The sequence below is a fragment of the Streptomyces sp. NPDC048496 genome (assembly GCF_043200055.1).
Lineage (GTDB): Bacteria > Actinomycetota > Actinomycetes > Streptomycetales > Streptomycetaceae > Streptomyces.
This window is the reverse complement of sequence record NZ_JBICXB010000003.1, coordinates 174,145-188,504: the sequence shown is the minus strand read 5'-3', so window position 1 is coordinate 188,504 and position 14,360 is coordinate 174,145. Positions and strand designations below refer to the sequence as shown.

14 protein-coding genes and 1 pseudogene are annotated in these 14,360 nt (G+C 69.3%); 7 read left to right on the top strand and 8 right to left on the bottom strand.

The window, feature by feature from the left end:
* Positions 1-107 precede the first annotated feature (107 nt).
* Complete coding sequence (locus tag ACGFSA_RS05190; RefSeq protein ID WP_393299846.1) at positions 108-683, top strand: hypothetical protein; 576 nt, start codon at positions 108-110, stop codon at positions 681-683.
* A gap of 78 nt (positions 684-761) precedes the next feature.
* Positions 762-1,001 (top strand): hypothetical protein, encoded by a 240-nt coding sequence (locus tag ACGFSA_RS05185; RefSeq protein WP_393299843.1) that lies wholly within the window; start codon positions 762-764, stop codon positions 999-1,001.
* Positions 1,002-1,023: 22 nt separating this feature from the next.
* On the opposite strand, the gene ACGFSA_RS05180 is transcribed toward ACGFSA_RS05185, so the two are convergent.
* Positions 1,024-1,533, bottom strand: a complete 510-nt coding sequence (locus tag ACGFSA_RS05180; RefSeq protein ID WP_393299840.1) for a MarR family winged helix-turn-helix transcriptional regulator — start codon at positions 1,531-1,533, stop codon at positions 1,024-1,026.
* 87 nt (positions 1,534-1,620) lie between these two features.
* On the opposite strand from ACGFSA_RS05180, the gene ACGFSA_RS05175 reads away from it, so the two are divergent.
* Positions 1,621-2,850 carry an MFS transporter gene (locus tag ACGFSA_RS05175; protein ID WP_393299837.1) on the top strand — a complete coding sequence of 410 codons (1,230 nt, stop codon included), beginning with the start codon at positions 1,621-1,623 and terminating at the stop codon, positions 2,848-2,850.
* Positions 2,851-3,027: 177 nt separating this feature from the next.
* Complete coding sequence (locus tag ACGFSA_RS05170; RefSeq protein ID WP_393299834.1) at positions 3,028-3,807, top strand: TetR family transcriptional regulator; 780 nt, start codon at positions 3,028-3,030, stop codon at positions 3,805-3,807.
* A gap of 79 nt (positions 3,808-3,886) precedes the next feature.
* On the opposite strand, the gene ACGFSA_RS05165 is transcribed toward ACGFSA_RS05170, so the two are convergent.
* The 3 genes from ACGFSA_RS05165 to ACGFSA_RS05155 form a co-directional block, all read right to left on the bottom strand.
* Positions 3,887-5,440: an ABC transporter substrate-binding protein gene (locus ACGFSA_RS05165; protein WP_393299831.1), complete on the bottom strand. Its 1,554-nt coding sequence runs from the start codon at positions 5,438-5,440 to the stop codon at positions 3,887-3,889.
* 209 nt (positions 5,441-5,649) lie between these two features.
* The gene (locus tag ACGFSA_RS05160; protein WP_393299827.1) at positions 5,650-6,948 is read right to left on the bottom strand and encodes a metallophosphoesterase; all 1,299 of its coding nucleotides are present in this window, start codon (positions 6,946-6,948) and stop codon (positions 5,650-5,652) included.
* Positions 6,949-7,039: 91 nt separating this feature from the next.
* The gene (locus ACGFSA_RS05155; protein WP_037688258.1) at positions 7,040-7,285 is read right to left on the bottom strand and encodes an SCO4848 family membrane protein; all 246 of its coding nucleotides are present in this window, start codon (positions 7,283-7,285) and stop codon (positions 7,040-7,042) included.
* Here ACGFSA_RS05155 and ACGFSA_RS05150 point away from each other — a divergent pair.
* Positions 7,224-8,672 (top strand): serine hydrolase, encoded by a 1,449-nt coding sequence (locus tag ACGFSA_RS05150; protein WP_393299824.1) that lies wholly within the window; start codon positions 7,224-7,226, stop codon positions 8,670-8,672. The two genes, ACGFSA_RS05155 and ACGFSA_RS05150, sit on opposite strands and share 62 nt — an antisense overlap.
* Here the strand turns inward: ACGFSA_RS05150 and ACGFSA_RS05145 are convergent.
* Complete coding sequence (locus ACGFSA_RS05145; protein WP_393299821.1) at positions 8,620-9,549, bottom strand: YihY/virulence factor BrkB family protein; 930 nt, start codon at positions 9,547-9,549, stop codon at positions 8,620-8,622. The genes ACGFSA_RS05150 and ACGFSA_RS05145 overlap by 53 nt on opposite strands.
* 214 nt (positions 9,550-9,763) lie before the next feature.
* Positions 9,764-9,901 (bottom strand): annotated as a pseudogene (locus tag ACGFSA_RS05140) (decaprenyl-phosphate phosphoribosyltransferase); the annotation flags it as partial.
* A gap of 176 nt (positions 9,902-10,077) precedes the next feature.
* Between ACGFSA_RS05140 and ACGFSA_RS05135 the strand changes: the two are divergent.
* Positions 10,078-11,427 (top strand): FAD-binding protein, encoded by a 1,350-nt coding sequence (locus ACGFSA_RS05135; RefSeq protein WP_393299818.1) that lies wholly within the window; start codon positions 10,078-10,080, stop codon positions 11,425-11,427.
* Between the two features lie 53 nt (positions 11,428-11,480).
* Positions 11,481-12,311 carry a decaprenylphospho-beta-D-erythro-pentofuranosid-2-ulose 2-reductase gene (locus ACGFSA_RS05130; RefSeq protein ID WP_393299815.1) on the top strand — a complete coding sequence of 277 codons (831 nt, stop codon included), beginning with the start codon at positions 11,481-11,483 and terminating at the stop codon, positions 12,309-12,311.
* 149 nt (positions 12,312-12,460) lie between these two features.
* On the opposite strand, the gene ACGFSA_RS05125 is transcribed toward ACGFSA_RS05130, so the two are convergent.
* Positions 12,461-13,051 (bottom strand): 2'-5' RNA ligase family protein, encoded by a 591-nt coding sequence (locus tag ACGFSA_RS05125; protein ID WP_393299812.1) that lies wholly within the window; start codon positions 13,049-13,051, stop codon positions 12,461-12,463.
* 141 nt (positions 13,052-13,192) lie between these two features.
* Positions 13,193-14,206, bottom strand: a complete 1,014-nt coding sequence (trpS, locus tag ACGFSA_RS05120; RefSeq protein WP_393299809.1) for a tryptophan--tRNA ligase — start codon at positions 14,204-14,206, stop codon at positions 13,193-13,195.
* Positions 14,207-14,360: the final 154 nt, after the last annotated feature.

Below are 14,360 nucleotides of genomic sequence, written 5' to 3'. Positions count from 1 at the left end.
CTGCGCTGCGCAGACCCGTTCGGTACGGTCGTGCGGAGCCGGAGACCGGTTCACCGCCCGGGGCAGCAACGCGCGGGGCGCACAGGCTTGATCGAGAGCGGGGAACGTTGAGCGATCCGAATCCGTACGCGGGCGACTCATACAAGTGGGGACCGCCTCAGCAGCCGTACAATCCGCCCACCGTCGCGGATGGCCAGGGATACGGCTACCCGCAGCAATTGCCCGACGCCGCGGCCCAGCCGGGCCCGGCCTACGGCTATCCGGCCGTGAATCCGCCGGCTCAGCCGCCCCTGCCCGGTTACGGGTTCCCGCCGCAGCAGGGCCCGGGGCCGGGCGGCGGGGCCCCGATGCTGTCGCTCGGGGACATCACCGTCATGAGCGATTCGATCGTGACGCCGTCCGGCACGCTGCCGCTCAAGGGCGCGGTGTGGACGGCCACCGACATGTCGCGCACCGAGGAGAAGATCCCGACGGTCGCGATCGTGCTGGCGATCATCTTCACCCTGCTCTGCCTGGTCGGGCTGCTCTTCCTCCTGATGAAGGAGAAGAAGACGACCGGGTTCATCCAGGTCGCGGTGACCAGCGGCGGCCGTCACCACTCGACGGTGATCCAGGCGACCGGCCCGGAGACGTTCCAGATGGTGATGGCCCAGGTCAATGCCGCCCGCTCGATGAGCATCTGACGCGTCGTACGCGAACGACCGGACGGAGGCGCTGCCGGGGCACTGGCAACACCCCTCCACACAGGGCAGGGTGGCGTCATGGCCCGCTTCCACCACACCGTCACCGTCGTCTCCGTAGAACGCCACCGGCTCGACGAGTGCGCCCAACTGGTCTGCGATCTCGCGGAGTCCAGCCGGTCCTGCGACCAGGAGATCGTACTGGCGGTCGGTCGGTCGGTCGGTCGGTCGGTCGGTCGGTCCACGATCTCCGGCTGGTCGAGGGCCGTCATCTGCAACCGGGGTCAAGGGCGGCGCGGCGTAGGGCTGTTCTCCCCTTGAGGTCGGGCGACCCCCGTGGCGCTCAGCCCCAGTCGGCTCCGCCGCGATCCTCCGCGACGACCATGATGCGGCGCAGCATGTCGTTGAGCAGGATGCGTTCGTCCTTGTCGAGTACGCCGAGGAGCCGGTACTCCTCGTGGCCGAGGAAGTCCATCGCGCCGAGCCAGGTCGAGCGGCCCTCCTCGGTGAGTTCCACGTCGACCCGTCGCCGGTCCGTGGTGGAGGGCGTACGGCGAATGAATCCGCGCCGTTCGAGCGCGTCCAGCCTGCCGGTGACGGAGGCGGGGGCGAGGTCGAGGTCGGCGGCGAGTTCGGACGGGGCCGCCTTCCCGCCGCGTCCGGCGAGCTTGTGGAGCGTCTCGAACTCCTGGCGGTCCAGGTCGAAGTCGACCAGGGACTGTTCACGCACCCGTCGCAGGTGGACGGAGAGCTTCTTCATACGCGTCACCGCGCCCTCGACATCGGGATCGAGGTCGGGGAGCACGGGCTTCCACCGCTCGACATGTCCGTCGGTCCAGTCGCGTGACTCCATGAGGAAAGGGTACGCCCGTGTACACATGCGCTTCGGCATCAGATATTTCGTTGACGAATAATTTGGTACCGAAATAGGTTTGTTCGCATGTCGCACCCCTTGCACACGCGCGCCTTCCGCCTGCTCTTCATCGGCCGCACCCTCTCCCTCCTCGGCGACGCCGCCATCCCCACCGCACTCTCCCTCGCCGTCTACCTGGCCACCGGCTCGACCGCCGCCCTCGCCCTGGTGCTGGCGTGCGCGATGGTGCCCAAGCTGCTCCTGCTGCCACTCGGCGGCGTCATGGGCGACCGCTTCAACGCCCGCACGGTGGCACTCACCACCGATCTCGTACGGTGCGCCACCCAGCTCTTCGTCGGCGTGGAGCTGCTCGGCGGTGAACCGCGGCTCTGGCAGATCGCCGTCGCCGAGGTGATCGGCGGCGCGGCCGGCGCCTTCGCCATGCCGACCGTGTCGCCGCTGATCCGCGGCACCGTGGAAGCCCCGGGCCTGCTGCGCGCCAACTCCCTGATGGCGGTCGCCACCAGCGCGACCCGGCTCGGCGGCCCGGCCGTCGCCGGCACGCTGATCCTCACCGCGGGCCCCGGCTGGGCGTTCGTGCTGGATGGCGCGAGCTTCGCGGTGAGCGCCGCACTCCTGTCCGCCATCAAGGTCCGGCACGTGCCGATACCGCGCCGCTCGATGCTCGCCGACCTCAAGGAGGGCTGGGGCGAGGTCCGCGGCCGCGACTGGTACTGGACGAGCCTGATCGCCCACTCCGTGTGGAACGGCGCGGCGGCCGTCCTGATGACCCTGGGGCCGGCACTCGCCATCGAGGACATGGGCGGCAAGAGCACCTGGATCGCCCTGCTCCAGACCGGCGCGGTCGGCCTCCTCCTCGGCTCACTGCTGGCCGGGCGCGCCCGGCCGCGCCGCCCGATCCTGGCCGCCAACCTGGGCCTCGCCACGTACGCACTCCCCCTCGGCCTCCTCGCGGCCGGCGCCCCCGCCCCGCTGACCATCGCCGGGTACGGCATCGCGCTGGCGGGACTCGGCTTCCTCGGCCCAGTCTGGGACACCTCGGTCCAGTCCGCGGTACCCGCCCACGCGCTGGCCCGCGTGACCTCGTACGACTGGCTGCTCTCCCTCGGCGCGATGCCACTGGGCTACACCCTGGCCCCGGTCGCCGCCACGGCCTGGGGTCCCGAAGTCCCGCTGACCGTCGCCGCCGTGGCGGTCGGTGCGGCCTGTCTGGCGACGGCGGCGGTACCGGGCGTACGACGCTTCAGGGCCCCCGCGACCGCGGCCGGGGACAAGCGCCCCGGAGTACCCGCTTGAACATGTTCACATGCAGGCCTACAGTCCCTGACAACAGCTTTTGAACGCGTTCAAGGGAGGCTGGGTCATGGACCTCACTGCCGCGGCGTACGTGACGGCGGCGCCCTGCGGTCCGGGGGACGGAACATGCCAGGTCCCCGGCACGGAGGAGCAGGGCGGACGGCTACCCTCGGGGCTGTGGTGAAGGAAGCGAAGGACGCAAAGGAAGCCAAGGCTCCCAAGAGCGAGCAGACCCGCACACTCATTCTCGAAACGGCGCTCCGGCTCTTCGAGGAGCGCGGCTACGACAAGACGACGATGCGTGCCATCGCGCAGGAGGCCGGGGTCTCCGTCGGCAACGCCTACTACTACTTCACGGGGAAAGACGCTCTCGTCCAGAGCTTCTACCACCGGCTCGCCGCAGAGCACGAGGCGGCGGTGAAGCCGGTCCTGGAAGGCGACAAGGACCTGGCCGTACGGATCCGCGGGGTACTGCTCAGCTGGCTCGACGTGGCCGAGCCGTACCACCGCTTCGCCGCCCAGTTCTTCAAGAACGCCGCGGATCCGGAAAGCCCGCTCTCCCCGTTCTCCGAGGAGTCGGTCGCGGCCCGGGAGGCGGCGATCTCCATTCATGAACGGTGCCTGCGCGGCTCGAGCACCAAGACCGACCCCGAAATGACCGACGTGCTGCCGCAGTTGATGTGGCTGATACAGATGGGTCTGGTGCTGTTCTGGGTGTACGACCGGACGGAGGGTGCCGAGCGCAGCCGCCGCCTCGTCGAGCGCACCGCACCGATCGGCGCCCGAGCGATCACGCTCTCCCGGTTCCGGGTGCTGCGACCGCTCGTACGGCAGATCCACGACGTACTGGCGGACTTCCTGCCCGGGTCGGTGAAACAGCCGACCACCGATCGGCCGGGCCGGGCCGGGAGAAGTCGTAACGGCCTCCCCCGCGACAGGGAGTGGGGGAGGCCGTAAGAGCCGGGGCCGGCCGGAGACCTCGCACACGGTGTGCGGCGGTCTCCGGCCGACCCCGGCCAAGATCTTCAGTGCTCTCCTAGATCCAGTTGAGTTCCCACAGCCGCCAGATGCCCGTGCCGTCCGACAGGTACTGCGAGCCGGAGACATCGGTCTTGCTGACGACGTAGTCCTTCTTCTGCCACAGCGGCACGAGCGGCACGTCCTCGCCGACCAGCGCCTGGAGCTCCTTGAAGTCCGCCGCGGTACGGCTCCGGTCGCTGTACTGCAGCGTGGCCGCGATCAGGTCGTCCATCTTCTTGCTGGTGTAGCCGTTGTGAAGGCTGCTGTCGCGGCCGACGAGCGGCTGGCTGAAGGTGTCGGGGTCCGGGTAGTCGGGCAGCCATCCGACGGTGTACGCGTCGTACTTGCCGGCCGCGTAACCCTTCTGGAAGTCCTGCCAGTCCACGGCCTTGACCGAGACCTTGAACAGCCCGTTCTTCTCCAGCTGGCGGCGGAGCTCGGCGGTCTCCGTCGTGTACGCGTCGTCGGCGCGGTAGGCGAAGTTGATGTGCAGCGGGGTCTGCACGCCCGCCTCCTGCATCAGCCGCTTGGCGCGCGCCGGGTCGGGCGCCGGGTAGGCGTCGAAGAACGGCGTGCTGTGCCCGATGTAGCCCTGCGGGATCAGCGAGTAGAGCGGTTCGACGGTGCTCTTGTAGACATCTGCCACCAGCGGCCCGCGGTCGATGGTGGCCGCGATGGCCTGCCGGACCCTCTTGTCGGCGAGCGGGGACCCGGCACGCACGTTGAAGACCAGGTTGCGGATCTCGGCGCTGTCCGCCTCGGTGATGCGCATGTCGGGGTCGCCGGGGTTCAGCTCGGCGAGCGTGGACGGCGGCAGCTGCCGGTGCGTCACCTGGACCTGTCCGGACTTCCAGGCCGCCAGGAGGTCGTCCGACTGCTTGTAGTAGCGGATGGTGACGGGGACGCCGGTCTTCTTCAGTGCGCCCTTGTACCGGGTGTTCGGGACCAACTCCGCCTCGACGCCCGGTTGGTACGACTTCAGGACGTACGGCCCCGAGCCGTCGACCTTGGTTCCCGTGCGGAGCTTCTTCGCCGGGTACTCCTTGCGGTCGACGATCGAACCGGCTCCGGTGGCGAGCTTCTGCGGGAAGGTCGCGTCACGTGAGGAGAGGTTGAAGGTGATCGTGCGGCCTTCGGACACCACGTTCTTGAGGCTGGGGAACAGGACCGACGGACCGACGTCCGTCTTCATCCTGATCATGCGCTCGATCGAGTACTCGACATCGGCGGCAGTGATCTTCCGGCCGCTGGCGAAGGTCAGGTCGTCGCGCAGTTTGCACTGGTACGTCTGGAGCTTCTGGCCGATGAACCCACAGCTCTCGGCGGCGTCCGGTTCCGGGACGATCGCCCCGGACTTGAACGTCATGAGGGACTGGTAGAGGTTGCTGTATATCGCCCAGGAACCGGCGTCGTACGCACCGGCCGGATCGAGGGACGTCACCTCGTCCGTCGTCCCGACCATGATCGGATCGCTCTTCACCTCGTTCGAGGGAAGCAACTGCCAGGCGACGACGCCTGCGATGACCAAAACCGCGAGAATCGCGAGAATCCGTAGCCGGATCGACCGCATTGCCGTGCTCTCCCTTAACAGCCCCACCTGGGCAGATGTGCTCAGAAACGCACATCACCGTGCTCACGGTCAGCCAATCACACGATTTTCACATCTGGAAGAGGAAATCTGTATCTCATAGCCTTTTGTTCGACAGTTGAAACCTTGGTTGGGTCGAACGACTGAAAACCGTGGAGACGCCGCGCAGTTGAGTCGTCCCTTTTATGCCGTTACGCCTGACGGGACGCCAGGTGGACGACGGTGATGTCGGAAGGGGCGCCGACCCGCACGGGCGGACCCCAGGCACCCGCACCCCGAGAAACGTACAACTGGGTATCTCCGTAGCGCTCCAGGCCGGCGACCGTGGGGTTGGCAAGTTCGGCGACGTAGTTGCCCGGCCAGAGCTGGCCGCCGTGGGTGTGGCCCGAAAGCTGGAGATCCACGCCGTACGCAACCGCGTCGTCGATGACGACGGGCTGATGCGCGAGGAGGACGGAGGCGCGGGTCCGGTCCCGGCCGCCCAGGGCGCGCTCGAAATCGGGGCCCTGCCCCTCGCTCTCACCGGCGATGTCATTGACCCCGGCGAGATCGAAACCGTCGATCTCGACCCGGGCGTTCTCCAGCGGGTGCAGCCCCAATTCCCTTACGTGATGGACCCATTGGGCCGCACCGGAGAAATACTCATGGTTGCCGGTGACGAAGAACGCACCATGGCGGGCCTCCAGCCGGGCGAGCGGTTCGGCGGCCGGACCGAGGTCGGCGACGGAGCCGTCGACGAGGTCCCCGACGACGGCGATCAGATCGGGCTGGGTCCGGTTGATCGTGTCGACGATCCGCTGGGTGTGGGCGCGGCCCAGGATCGGGCCGAGGTGGATGTCGCTGACGACAGCGATCCGGAAGCCGTGCGCGGCACGGGGCAGTCTGGCGAGCGGGACGGTGACCCGCTTGACCCGCGGACCGCGCAGCACGCCGTAGGTGCCGTGGCCGACGATGCCGAGCCCGGCGACGGCGGCCGCGCCCCCGACGGCGCGCGCGACGAAGACGCGGCGGGAGGGGTCGGCGGGGGGCGTGACGGGGGCGCCGGCGACGAGGGTGGCAGGGGTTCCACTCACGGGCGCACCGGCCAGGGAGCTCTCCGCCGCGGGTGCTTCGACCTGAGTTGAAACGGTTTCGGCCGAATCGTTCTCGGCAGCCGTACCGCCGCCCGCCCGGCGCGCGAGGACCCGCCGCAGAACAGGCCGTACCGCCTCGCCCACCAGCAGAGTCAGGGTCAGGTACAGCAGCGCCGCCAGCCACAGATAGCCCGGCCAGGCCAGCACCCGCTGCAGCCAGAACGGGGCGCCCGCCCACCCGGAGACCAGGGCGCCGACACTCAGCAGCGGCAGCAGCCAGACCGCTGCCGTGCCCACCCGGCGCAGCGTGCCGCCCGGGGCCGTCGTGTCGGCGACCAAGCGGCGCCACACATAGCGGTGCACACCGACGAGCAGCGCGAGGACCGCCAGCGCCACCGGAACGAAGACCGCTGCCACGTGCACTCCCCCACCCACGTGCGGCTCTCGGTACGTCTGCGCCTTGTGCGCCGACGCTTCGTACACCTATGTCCGGTCGCCGCCCGGCCGGTTATGAACGTTCGCGGCGCAGCGCCCTGAGTCCGCGGAACCCGATCACACCGACCGCCGTCCCCAGGAGAAAGGACGTGATGGCAAGCAGCAGATGCACCCAGAAGTACGCAGTCGGGTCACCCGCGTCGTCGAAGGCAAGTCCACTGCCGTCTTTCCATAGATTCTTGGCGAAAGTGACCCAAATGACCCAGCTCCACACCCCGAAGGCGAGCAGGAACCAGGAAACGGGGCGGCTGAGCTTCATGGATCCAGTATCGCCACCACGCTCCGGCCTGAGCGCCCGGGGTGGGCTGTCCCAGCGTCTCGGACGGCCGGCCAGCAGGTCCGCAACGCTCGTCACATCATCAGCCTGTACGTTTCCGACCGTGCCCGCTCTGAAAAAGACCGCACTGACGGTCATCTCCGCCGCTCTGCTGTCCACTCTTGTCATCAGTCCCGCGTCAGCGGTCGACAAGGACACCGCCGACGACCCGAAGCCGACCGCCCCGATGTCGAAGGTCGGCGGCGCGCAGCTCGGCCGGGTCGGCACCCAGGTCGAACTGGGTGCCAGCGCCCCGGTGCTGCCGAAGGACCTCACCGGGCGGTCCTGGATCGTCGCGGACGCGGAGAGCGGTGAGGTGCTGGCCTCGCACAACTCGCACTGGCGGCTGCCCCCCGCGTCCACCCTGAAGATGCTGTTCGCCGACACGGTCATGGATTCGCCCGAACTGCAGCCGAAGACCCTGCAGCACAAGGTGACGCACGAGGACCTCGCCGATGTCGGCGAGGGCAGCAGCCTGGTCGGCGTCAAGGAGCACCTGACGTACACGGTCCACGACCTGTGGCTCGGCGTCTTCCTGCGCTCCGGCAACGACGCGGTACATGTGCTGTCCGCGATGTACGGAGGCGTGCCGAGGACCGTCGCCGCCATGCAGGCGCACGCCGAGGAGCTGCAGGCCCTCGACACGAACGTCGTGTCTCCCGACGGTTACGACGCACCCGAACAGGTCTCCAGCGCGTACGACCTCACCCTGTTCGCCCGCAGCGGGCTGCAGAAGAAGGACTTCCGCGAGTACTGCTCGACGGCCACGGCCGACTTCCCCGGCGAGAAGAAGAAGGGGAAGAAGCGGGCGACGTTCGAGATCCAGAACACCAACCGGCTGCTCACGGGCGCCGGCGGCGTCGAGCCGTACAAGGGCATCGCAGGCGTCAAGAACGGCTACACCACGCACGCGGGCAACACCTTCACGGGCGTCGCCGAGCGCAACGGCAAGGTGCTGCTCGTCACCGTCATGAACCCGTCGTCGAAGGAGCCCCACGCCGTCTACAAAGAAGCCGCGAGCCTGCTCGACTGGGGCTTCGACGCGGCCGGCAAGGTGACCCCGGTCGGCGAACTGGTCCCCCCGAAGTCCGCGCGGACGGGCACCGGGAAGGACGCGGAACCGACCAACGGCGACAGCACCGCGGGCACCTCCGGCTCGGAAAGCACGGATGCGCGCAAGCACGGTGCGGCGGCCACCCAGGGCTCCAGCGGGGCCGGGGTCGCGCTGGGGATCGTCGGCGGGGTGCTGGTGCTGCTGGCCGGCGGCGTGTTCCTGGTCAACCGGCGCTGGCCGCTGCCGGACCTGGTGCGTCGCCTTCCTCGCCGCTGACGTCCGCCACGCCCTCCTTGATGTCCTTGCTGCTCCGCGTCGCCGTCCACGCGGCGCAGAACAGCAGCAGCCTCGCGGTGAAGTTGATCCACAGCAGGAGGGCGATCGGCACGCCGAAAGCGCCGTACATGCTCTTCGACGCGACGCTCTTCATGTAGCTGCCGAGCAGCAGCTTGAGGAGTTCGAACCCGATCGCGCCGATCACCGCCGCTGTCAGCAGCCTGCGCCGCGGCGGCTTCACGCCCGGCAGCAGTGTCAGCAGATAGAGCAGCAGCAGGAAATCGGCCACGGCCGCCACGAACAGGGCCACGATCTGCAGCAGCACCCCGCCCGCGCCACGGTTGGGGATGCCCACCACGTCGGCGGTCCAGCCGACCGCGGTGGAGCCCGCCGTGGAAGCGGCAAGGGTGACGAGCGCGGCTCCGCCGAGGCCGATCAGCAGTCCGGCGTCCTTGAGCTTACGGACGAACGGATTGCCCTGGTCCACATCGTCCTTCTCCCAGACCGCGCGCAGGCAGTCCCGCATCGCACCGATCCAGCCGATGCCGGTGAAGAGCAGCAGCGCACCGGCGACCAGCCCGATCGTGCCCGCGTTGGCCACCAGACTGCTGATGCCCAGTTGGTCGGAGATGCCCGGCACCTGATCGGCGACCAACTTCTCGATCTTGTGCAGCTGCTCGCCGGAGAGCAGCGCGGCGCCGATCGCCGCGCCGACCGCGATCAACGGGAAGAGCGCCAGAAAGCTGATGAAGGTGATCGCGGCGGCGAGCCTGCTCCAGTGGACCCGGTCCAGCCGTTCGTACGAGCGCCAGGCGTGCGTCATCATCAGCCGGGCGACGAGGGGCCCGATGACGGGGAGATTCTTCAGCCAGTCCATGACGTGCGCGTACCCTCCTGGGCGCGGAAAACCGGTGTACGGGCCCCGGGCGCGGGCGCCGGGGTGGTGTCGGGCCGGCCCCGTGGGCGACACGGCCGGACGGCAACTGCACCACAGAGCCGCGGGCGTCGACGGCGACCAACACCCCGTACGGCCGACGCGGGACTCTCACGGATCGGCGACCGCCGGTCCGCACGGGGCCATCCTCACCGGCGCCGACGGCGGCGAGCTCCCGGTCTCCCGGCACACCGTCCTCGGGGGCACCGGGCGTGCCGCGCTCGGTGAACACCGCGTACCGCAGCACCGCCAGGACGGACGGGATCACCGGCAGCGGACGCCAGGGCGGAAGGCTCCCCCTGTCGGTGGCGCCGGACGCACCCCGGCTGCCGGACGAAGCCGAAGCGGACTCTTCTGGCCAGTAAAGGAAATTGCGCGTCATTAATGAGCAAAATTCTTTCAATCGCCCATTTCGGTGAGTCCTGTAACAAATCCCTCAAAGGTGTTTTCTCGGGCGATACGGTCACCATCATGTCCGTCGACACCGTCTCCCTGACCGGCTGGGGCCGTACCGCCCCGACGACCGCGCTGCGGTTCCGTCCCCGTACGTACGAGGAGGCGGCGGACGCGGTGCGCGGCTGCGGACCCCGTGGTTCCATCGCGCGCGGTCTGGGTCGGGCCTACGGCGACGCGGCACAGAACGCGGGCGGCTCCGTCCTCGACATGACCGCGCTGAACCGGATCCGCACCATCGACGCCGCCACCGGTCTGGTGGTGTGCGACGCGGGTGTGAGCCTGCACCGGCTGATGGAAGTACTGCTGCCGCTCGGCTGGTTCGTGCCCGTGACTCCCGGGACGCGTTACGTCACCGTGGGCGGAGCGATCGGCGCCGACATCCACGGCAGGAACCATCACGTCTCCGGCTCCTTCTCCCGCCACGTACAGGACATGGAGCTGCTGACCGCCGACGGCGGGATCCGTACGGTCCGGCCCGGCACCGCTCTCTTCAACGCAACCGCGGGCGGCATGGGACTGACCGGGGTGATCCTCTCGGCCACGCTCCGGTTCCAGCCCGTCGCGACGTCACTGATGTCGGTCACCACCGAACGGGCTGTCGATCTGGACGACTTGATGGCCCGGCTCACCGCCTCCGACCACCGCTACCGCTACTCGGCCGCCTGGATCGACCTCCTCGCCCGGGGCAGGGCGACCGGGCGTTCCGTACTCACCCGAGGGGAGCACGCGCCCCTGCATGTGCTCCCGGCGCGCGCCCGGCGCACACCGCTCGTGTTCCGTCCGGGACAGCTGCCCGTCGCGCCCGTGTCCGTACCGGACGGACTGCTCGGACGCACCTCTGTCGCCCTCTTCAACGAGCTCCGGTACCGCAGAGCCCCCGCGTACCGCATCGGCGAACTCCAGAAGCTGTCCACGTTCTTCCACCCGCTGGACGGTGTGCCGCACTGGAACCGGGTGTACGGCCGCAGCGGCTTCGTGCGGTACCAGTTCGTCGTCGGATACGGACAGGAAGAGGCGCTGCGCCGGATCGTGCGCCGGATCTCGCAGCGGCGCTGCCCGTCGTTCCTGGCCGTGCTCAAACGGTTCGGGAACGGCGATCCGGGCTGGCTGTCGTTCCCGATGCCCGGCTGGACGCTCGCCCTCGATCTGCCCGCCACGCTGCCGGACCTGGCCCGCTTCCTCGACGAGCTGGACGAGGAGGTCGCGACGGCCGGTGGCCGCGTCTACCTGGCGAAGGACTCCCGGCTGCGCCCCGAGACGCTGGCCGCGATGTATCCGCGGCTGCCCGAGTTCCGGGCGCTGCGCGCCGAACTGGACCCGGACGGGGCGTTCCGTTCGGACCTCTCCCGCCGCCTCGGCCTCTGAGCCCGCGCACTGCCCGCCCCTGTCCCCCGCCGCCCCCCGCTAGGAGTGTTTTCGTGAAGGACGCCTTCGGTGCCCCGCAGTCCCTGCTCGTCCTCGGTGGGACATCGGCGATCGGGCTCGCCACCGCGCGTCGCCTGATCGCCCGCCGCACCCGCACGGTCTGGCTGGCCGGACGCCCCTCCCCCGCCCTGGAATCGGCCGCGGCCGAACTGCGGGAACTGGGTGCGTACGTCCGTACCGTCGCCTTCGACGCCCTCGACTCCGAGTCCCACGAGACCGCTCTCGGCAAGATCTTCACCGAGGGCGACATCGACATGGTGCTGCTCGCGTTCGGCATCCTCGGGGACCAGGGACGCGACGAGGAAGAACCGCTCTCCGCGGTCCGGGTCGCCCAGACCAACTACACCGGCGCCGTCTCCGCCGGACTGGTGTGCGCCGGCGCACTCCAGGCGCAGGGGCACGGATCGCTGGTGGTCCTGTCCTCGGTGGCGGGTGAGCGTGCCCGGCGTGCCGACTTCATCTACGGGTCGAGCAAGGCGGGCCTGGACGCGTTCGCCCAGGGGCTGGGGGACGCGCTGCACGGCACGGGGGTGCATGTGATGGTCGTACGCCCCGGCTTCGTACGGTCGAAGATGACGGCGGGGATGCCGGAGGCGCCGCTCGCTACGACCCCGGACGCGGTCGCGGAGGCGGTCGTGACGGGACTGCGGCGGCGCTCGGAGACGGTGTGGGTGCCGGGGGCGCTGCGGGTGGTGATGTCGGCGCTGCGGCACGTGCCGCGGCCGCTCTTCCGGCGCCTGCCGGCCTTAGAGCCTGTCGGGCGACCTCTGATCGGGCGGTCACGGCGTGGCACGCACGCTTCCGGCGTTGCCGAAATGCCCTAGTAGCTCCGCTACGAGGCCATCCCGGCGCCTTGGAATCGCACGCACCACGCCGCGTCCGCTCTCCGATCGAAGGTCACCCGACAGGCTCTAAGGCCTCCGCCACGACAGGGAGTGGGCTCCCCGTCGCGGGGGAGGCCGTTACCGACGCCTCAGGGCTGCAGGGACGGCTCGTCCATGGAGCTGCCGCCCTGCGCGGGCACGGCGGGCGCGCCGCTCTCGGCCCCGAACGGGAACTCGTTGATCTTGCGCCAGACCGCGTCCGGGCCCTGTTCGTACAGCGCGAAGGAATCGCAGGTCCAGGACGCCTCGTAGTCGGCGAGCTCCCCGTACGCCCGGTCCATCGCCTGCTCCGGGATGTCGTGCGCCACGGTCACATGCGGGTGGTACGGGAACTGCAGCTCGCGCATCAGCGGGCCAGACGCGTCCCGCACCCGCTTCTGCAGCCAGGAGCAGGCAGACGCGCCCTCGACGACCTGGACGAAGACCACCGGCGACAGGGGGCGGAAGGTCCCCGTGCCGGACAACCGCATCGGGAAGGGACGGCCACCTGTCGCGATCTCGGCGAGATGCCGCTCGATCGCGGGCAGGTCGGCCGCCTCCGCCTCGGTCGGCGGGAGAAGTGTGACGTGGGTGGGAATGCCGAATGCGGCAGGGTCCCCGAAGCTCGCGCGCCGCTCCTGGAGCAGGCTGCCGTAGGGCTCCGGGACCGCGATCGAAACGCCGAGCGTAACGGTCCCCACGTCGTTCTCCTCACTCTTCGAAGTCGGTGACCGGCGTGCCGCCGTCACCGCGGTCGGTGGCTGGTTTCAGGCCGTCACCGGGGTTGGTCTCCTGTCGCCAGTGTGCAGCCTGGAGCCGTCATCTCGCCAGGGTCCTCGGGCTCAGTGCTTCGCGGGCAGAAAACCCATCCGGTCATACGTCCGGGCCAGGGTCTCGGCGGCTACCGCCCGGGCCTTCTCCGCGCCCTTGGCCAGGATCGAGTCCAGCGTCTCGGGGTCGTCGAGATATTCCTCGGTACGGGTCCGGAACGGTGTGACGAACTCGACCATGACGTCGGCGAGGTCGGTCTTCAACGCACCGTAGCCCTTGCCCTCGTACTTCTGCTCCAGATCCGTGATAGCCGTGCCGGTGAGGGTGGAGTAGATGGTCAGGAGGTTGCTGACACCTGGCTTGTTCTCGACGTCGTACCGGATGACCGTGTCGGTGTCGGTGACCGCGCTCTTGACCTTCTTGGCCGTGGTCTTCGGCTCGTCGAGCAGGTTGATCAGGCCCTTCGGCGTGGACGCCGACTTGCTCATCTTGATCGACGGGTCCTGCAGGTCGTAGATCTTCGCCGTCTCCTTGAGGATGTACGGCGCCGGAATGGTGAACGTGTCGCCGAACCGGCCGTTGAAACGCTCGGCGAGGTCGCGGGTGAGCTCGATGTGCTGGCGCTGGTCCTCGCCGACCGGAACCTGGTGGGCCTGGTAGAGCAGGATGTCCGCGACCTGGAGGACCGGGTACGTGAAGAGGCCGACGGTCGCCCGGTCGGCGCCCTGCTTGGCGGACTTGTCCTTGAACTGCGTCATCCGGGAGGCCTCGCCGAAACCGGTGAGGCAGTTCATGACCCAGCCGAGCTGGGCGTGCTCCGGGACATGGCTCTGGACGAAGAGCGTGCAGCGCTCGGGATCGAGACCGGCGGCCAGCAGCTGGGCGACGGCGAGCCGGGTGTTCGCACGCAGCTCCGCGGGATCCTGCGGAACGGTGATCGCGTGCAGGTCCACCACCATGTAGAAGGCGTCGTGGGACTCCTGCAGCGCCACCCACTGGCGGACCGCACCGAGGTAGTTGCCGAGGTGGAACGAGCCTGCGGTGGGCTGGATTCCGGAGAGCACGCGGGGGCGTTCAGAGGCCATAGAACTCATTGTCTCAGGTACGGAACCGATCTCCGGCAACCGGTGTATGAAAGGTGTGAGGACGCAGGAGGGGGCCCTGCAGAGGGGTCGGGAGGGGGGCCGTGCCGTCGACGACGGGGGTGCGGACCGCGCTCTCGGGCGTGCCGGAGGGCAG

Coding starts and splice junctions, on each gene's coding strand:
- ACGFSA_RS05185 (WP_393299843.1), top strand. CDS start 762: ATGGCCCGCTTCCACCACACCGTCACCGTCGTCTCCGTAGAACGCCAC.
- ACGFSA_RS05180 (WP_393299840.1), bottom strand. CDS start 1,533: ATGGAGTCACGCGACTGGACCGACGGACATGTCGAGCGGTGGAAGCCC.
- ACGFSA_RS05175 (WP_393299837.1), top strand. CDS start 1,621: ATGTCGCACCCCTTGCACACGCGCGCCTTCCGCCTGCTCTTCATCGGC.
- ACGFSA_RS05165 (WP_393299831.1), bottom strand. CDS start 5,440: ATGCGGTCGATCCGGCTACGGATTCTCGCGATTCTCGCGGTTTTGGTC.
- ACGFSA_RS05150 (WP_393299824.1), top strand. CDS start 7,224: ATGACCCAGCTCCACACCCCGAAGGCGAGCAGGAACCAGGAAACGGGG.
- ACGFSA_RS05155 (WP_037688258.1), bottom strand. CDS start 7,285: ATGAAGCTCAGCCGCCCCGTTTCCTGGTTCCTGCTCGCCTTCGGGGTG.
- ACGFSA_RS05145 (WP_393299821.1), bottom strand. CDS start 9,549: ATGGACTGGCTGAAGAATCTCCCCGTCATCGGGCCCCTCGTCGCCCGG.
- ACGFSA_RS05135 (WP_393299818.1), top strand. CDS start 10,078: ATGTCCGTCGACACCGTCTCCCTGACCGGCTGGGGCCGTACCGCCCCG.
- trpS (WP_393299809.1), bottom strand. CDS start 14,206: ATGGCCTCTGAACGCCCCCGCGTGCTCTCCGGAATCCAGCCCACCGCA.